We start from the raw sequence: 6,183 nt of genomic DNA on the forward strand, positions 1-6,183 counted from the left end.
TTTCTGTATTGTACATTTGAGCCAACCTCTTAACATCTAATTTGGTTTTGGGAACTCCGAAAAATCAATTATCCAATTAATTGATATTATCTAAACTTCCTGCACCTGATCCCTTTATCTATTAGTAAATTCCCTTATTTGGGCGGGCAAGATGCCCACCCCACACATACACCACAAATACAGGTTATTTAATTTTTGCTCTTTGTTCAACTATCTTTTTGTAAATGCCTATTTTTTGTTGAATTAAACAATTGATTTGCTGTAATGATGCTTGGCGTGATTTTAATAAAAAACTGTGAGCTTTATTCATGAGTGCATTGTTATCACTCAATTTTTGATAGTGCAGATTAGAGGGATGATGGGTGATAGATTTTAAATCTTCCAGAGAAATTAAAGGTGGATTTTGGAAATTACTGTTGGGTTCTAATTGAATTTGAGTTTGACTATTTACCCCAGAAAGAGAATACAAGGGTGATAAATCTAATTCAACTTGATGGCTGACGAGTTTGGCTAATCCTCTAATAATTGAAGTATGATCATCTACTCCCCTTCTATTCATAGATACAGCGAGGTGTTCTTTTTCTTTGAGGGTTGAATTTATCCAGCGGGTACAATTGCTACCAACTCCTACTTCAATAAATATTCTGATGTTGTCATTGTAGACGCGGTTAATTAAACGGGGAAAATCAAGTTGTTGACAGAGACTTTTAGCAATGTTATGTCCTATAGTTTGACTATCAATTGTAATTGGTTCGTAATTTGCAGCAGAATAAAAAGTAGATTCTGGTATATTTTGAATCGGCAATGTGTTAATTTTAGCAAGTTCATTGTACTCTGATTCCATTGGTTGACAATGAATTACATGATTTATTGATGTAGGGAAAGCATCACATTTGAGGTTTTCAATGACTCGTTTACAAGCTTGTGTTTCTCCAGCAATTACAACTTCTTCCGGTGTGTTAATTAATGGGATATACACACGGTTTTCATGTTTGATTGCTTCCTTCACTTCGGAAACTGGACATATCAGAATGTAGTTACTCCAAAATTCTGGAACATTGCTATTTAACGGTATCCCCCAAGCTTGACGAACTGCATTTTTTTGTCCTGATAGTTGGGTTTTAAATAAAGGAGATGAGTTCAAGTAATCACTGGTACTTTTAAAGCTAGTCCAAATACCTTGGGCTAACATCATACTGGTTTCACCAAGACTGTAGCCAAAAGCGCATTGAGATTGAATTTGAAAATAATTTTTGAGAATTGCTGTCATTAGTCCAGCAATGCCAACTTCTGCCTCCAGCATTGTTACTGGGTCATCTATTAATTGTTGTTCTATGACTTCTAATTGTCTTTTTGCAAGTTTATTGATGCTGCGGGGATAAATTGTTTTTTCAATCTTAGCAACTCGTTCATAGACGTTGTTAATTACTGGATCGTCATAAATTTTCGGAAATAGTCGGAAGAGGTTGCGACCTATACCAAGATAAGATGTGAAAGAGCCGGGATAAACGAAAGCAACTTTACCTTTTTTTCCCTGTGGTTTGGCTGTAAAATAACTGCCAAGAGGAGTTTGCCAATCTTTGCCAGTCTCAAAGGCAATTTTAACACCTTGAATTGCCCGATCTATTTCTATTGTTAATTCTTCTTGATTACGTGCTAAGATTGCTATGGTATAATTGGCATTTTGATAGTTTTGAATTTGATAGTTTTGAATTTGATAGTTTTGAATTTGATGTTTTTGAAATTCTCTAAATGTTTGGTTAGCTAGTTGGGATAAAGTAGGATAATTTTGGAGATTTTTTTGTAGTGTGAAAATTTCGTCTAGGAGTGAGGATTGATTTTTGGCAGCTATAGCAAATAAATAATAAGGCATTTGTTCTAAATATTTACTGCTGCGTTCTATTTGACTGGTATCTTCTGACAAAATTAAATGTACATAACTGCCATCAGCTTCCATGCTATTAATAGCAGCTATTCTTCTATTCACACCTGATTCTAAAAACCAAGGTTTAGATTCTGTGGCAACATAAAAGGGACTACCACGCCAAATATCTGGTTTTTTGACTCCAGTCCATTGAGGAACTGCGGGAATGTAGCGATGATATAAACAAAGTGCTGTTTTAATTAAGCTGATAATTCCTGATGCAGTGTGAGTGTCACCAATGTTAGCCTTAACGCTACCTAAAGCACAATGTAAATTGGTTTTTCCTGTTCTATAAGCTGTGATTAAACCTTGAATTTCTGCATCATCTTGTTGGGGAATTCCACTAGCATAAACTTCCAGATAACCAATATCTTTGGCTTCAATTTCTGCCAGAGAAAAAGCTGTTTGACAAGCTTGGGTGACAGTTTCTGGTTGATATGGAGAATTTTGCAATACACTTAAAGCATCAATTACTGCATATATGCAATTATTCTCTTCTCTGGCTACATCATGAAGTTGCAATACTACTGCTGCTGCACCTTCTCCTGTTAAAGTTTCATGAGCGTTTCGGTCATAACTCAGGGTCTGTATATCTATGCGGTGATTTTCCTGTTTAGCAAAGTCCATTGCTGCGACCAAAACAGCATCCACTTGCTTATTTGTTAATAGCTTTTGCGCTAAATTTAAGGCTAAAAAAACAGAATTTTCTTCAGCAAAAGCTGGACTTGTTGCATCCCAAAGCCGGGAAATATAACTGGCTAATTTATCTTGGTGCTGAGTTTGGGATTTACTCACCATGATCACTGCAATTTTTGTATCTGGTCGCAGTTTGGTATTTTTGAGAGTATTATCAGCCACTTTTAACATTAATTGTTGTTGTGGTGATAATTTTTCAATTTCTGCTAAGGGAATTGGTAAGGATGATGTTTGACTATCGTTTTGACTATAATTAATAGGTGTGAAATATTGTTTTCCTTGGTAAATACTGCGTTCAAAATCGTCTAATTCTTGAGAACTACTAACAAAACAATTCATGCCGATAATTGCTATTTTTGGAAGTTTATTTTGTGTAAATTCTTTCATGATGATTCTCCATGTTTCAGAATTAAGAGAAGAGATCACGCAGAGGCGCAAAGAGCAGAAGATTATTATCTAATGTCGAGATTCAGAGGGTAAAATCTACATTTTTGCTCTGCGTCTCTGCGTGAGGTATCTAACCTATTTGCTTAACTAGAACTGTACCTTTTGCGCCAATCATGCGATTATAAATTTGCCCTTGTTGATTGTGGGTAATAACATCAGCAACTACGTTTGATTCTGTTTTGGATTTGACTTCACAAGTTACATAAAATGTTTCCCCAAAGGGAACGGGTGCAAATTGTTCAAAGTTCAGAATTTCTGAGGGTAAACAACCTATTTGATGAAAGTGTTGTGTCCAAATCCAAAGGGAATGAATCTGCACATCTGCTATATAGGGGTTGAATGTCTGAACTGGAAATTGTCCCTGTTGCTGTGGTGTTGGTTCTGGTAATTTACATTCGATGGTGAGTTTACCAGGACTAGCATTTAATACTGATTTTACGCCTTGAAAGATAGTTCCGTGAAATAGGCTACCTCCTCCATTTTGATATAGTAATGGATTGGTAGATAGGAATTGTTCATCTTGGTTTAAGTTCACCAATTCATAGTTAGGAGGTGTGGGAATTTCCCGTTTTAAAATCAGATTGGTGCTGAAATGATATCTGATTTTTCCGTCGGGGGTGATACTGCTAATTTTAGCAGCTATTTGTATTTCTTTGTTTTCTATTTTAGCAAGTTCTTGAATTTCTAGAGTGTATTCATTTGCTGAATTTTCATCAAAGACAATTCCTTTTAAAACTTTGAAGTTAGAACAACTAAAGGCTTTAAAACCAGGATATAGTTGTTCACAAGTGTTAGCCATCCATAATAGTCCACAAGTTGCGGGAAGCACGGGACGACCTGCTATAACATGATCGTGTAAAAATGGATTGGATGCTAATGTTAATTGACGTTTAATGTGATAGGTTTTTAAGTCACTGGGTAAGGTGGTAGGAATATAAACTAAGGGACTACCAATTACTACTTGTGTTGTATTTGAATTGGTGTTTATCAGTTCATTAACTAACATTTGTGCGCCGATTTCTAGGGGTATAGTTTCAATTCCTCTTTCTGCAAATGCTGTCTTTAATTCTGGTGATACCATGCCACTCTCCCAGGGACCCCAGTTAATAGCAACTACATGACAATGGGGGTAATTCTGTTTGATAATATGGGCTGATTTGTTGAGGATTTCGTTAGCAAGTGCATAATCTGCTTGTCCCACATTTCCATAAAAACCAACCACTGAAGAAAACAATACTAAATATTGTAGTTGACTTGGTGGTACACATTGCAGGAGATTTTCTAAACCTTGAACTTTGGCAGTATAAACTGTTTCAAAATCCTGAATTGTTTTTTTCTCAATCCGTTTATCAGCTAAGTTACCAGCACCGTGAATAATTCCAGTTATCGCCCCTAACCTTTCAATTACAGGTGCAAGTTTTTCTGTTAATAAATTTCTATCGGTGATATCTACACTCAAATATTCAGCTTTTCCTCCTGCTTTTTCAATGGCTTTTAATGTATTTTTAATTTCTCTTTGAGAGTAAATTAATTGATATTTTCTTTGCACCATGATGGGGGTTGGTTTTTCTCCTTTGTCCAGAAAATCCTCCATAATTCGCTGTTTTAATTCAGCTTCATTTTCATAACCCTCAGCCCAAACTGGTTCTGGTTCTGTACTGGAACGACCTAAAAGAATGAATTTACATTGATATTCTTGGGCTAATTTGATCACACATTGGGCAGTGATTCCTTTTGCACCACCACTAACTAGAAATACTTGGTCTTTGGTAATGGGTAATTGGTGATTGGTAATGGTTAATGGGGTGGGTTCTGCAACTAAAGTGCATCTACCTTTGTTGGTATATCCTACTTCTGTAACTAATAAATTCGGATCTTGCAATTCCGCAAGGATGTATTTTACTGATGTTTCTGCATCTAAATCAGGACTTAAATCCAGGGAACGACAAAATACTGTTTCCCATTCTTGATTTAAACTTTTAGTCAGTCCGAATAGTCCCGCACTAATAGGACTAAAATTATTGGTTTTTCCTAATCCAAATTCCCCATCTAACCGCGCAATGCTTAAAAAAGAACTACGTCCTTTTGTTGCTGCTTGATTGAGTGATTCTTTGAGATGTTTGGCAATTAAAAATACATGACAGAGAATGGTTTTTTCTGTTTCCGAACTATCACTGAATACAGGGTGTAGATGAATGAAAGAACCTACAAGACCAAACTTATTAGAAATATCGGTTAACTGTTGCTGTAAACTCTCTTCTTGCCAATCATTTAATCTTATCTGATTAATTCCTACGGGTAAATCTGATTGCGTAGAGGGAAAGCTTAAAACTACAATTTTACCACCTCTAACTGTTAAAATCCTAGCTAATTTTTCTGTCGTTGGTGAACCATCATCAGTGATTAAAACAATTTGATTTTCAGGAATGGTGAAATCTAAAATATCAGGTTGGGGAAGTGGTTTTAATTTTGCTGGACTGCGAAGAATTTTGTGATGAAATTCCTGTTCTTTGATATCCTGTTTTTCTTGCGTGAACAATTGCGTTAAACCTTCAGCTTGATGTTGCATATACTCGGCAATTTCTCCCAGTGTCCGCAGTTGTCCTAATTCTTCTGGGTTAGGTCTAGGTAAGTCGGGATAAAGTTCTAAAAGTCCTCCTAAAATTTCTACTCTTTTGATGGAATCAATTCCTAAATCTGCTTCAATATCCATTGATAGTTCTAACATTTCTACAGGATAACCTGTTTTATCACTAACAATGTTGAGCAGAATATTGCTCAAATCTGTGGGGATTTTTATTTCTTGATTTTCAGATTTAACTAATACATCGTCGTTAGAGCAAATGACAATTGTAGCGTCAGTTTGTGTATCACTCAGATGGTTAGAAGATGCTAAAAATTGCGGTTCATGTTCAACAGTTTCATGAGGAAATTCTACAAACATTGGTGCGGGTAATTTTTGGTTTTCTTTTGTTTCTGAACTCTCTACTTTTTGTTCTGATTTTTGATTTCGCAACTCTGGAACTAGAGTTTTTATATACTCGGCAATTTCTCCCAGTGTCCGCAGTTGTCCTAATTCTTCTGGGTTAGGTCTAGGTAAGTCGGGATAAAGTTCT

At 35.9% G+C, this 6,183-nt stretch carries 2 protein-coding genes; both read right to left on the minus strand.

Annotation, left to right across the window (positions count from 1 at the left end; genetic code table 11):
• Positions 1 to 184 precede the first annotated feature (184 nt).
• A complete protein-coding gene (locus FFR48_RS24395; RefSeq protein WP_137669157.1) occupies positions 185 to 3,007 on the minus strand; it encodes a PfaB family protein in 2,823 nt (940 codons plus the stop codon).
• A gap of 130 nt (positions 3,008 to 3,137) precedes the next feature.
• Positions 3,138 to 6,183: SDR family NAD(P)-dependent oxidoreductase (locus FFR48_RS24400; RefSeq protein ID WP_137669158.1), on the minus strand; the 3,046-nt coding region annotated here is incomplete at its 5' end.

The sequence above is a fragment of the Sphaerospermopsis reniformis genome, assembly GCF_005402885.1.
GTDB lineage: Bacteria > Cyanobacteriota > Cyanobacteriia > Cyanobacteriales > Nostocaceae > Sphaerospermopsis > Sphaerospermopsis kisseleviana.

Excerpts from the sequence above, each read along its gene's own strand:
- FFR48_RS24395 (WP_137669157.1), bottom strand. The coding sequence starts at position 3,007 with ATGAAAGAATTTACACAAAATAAACTTCCAAAAATAGCAATTATCGGC.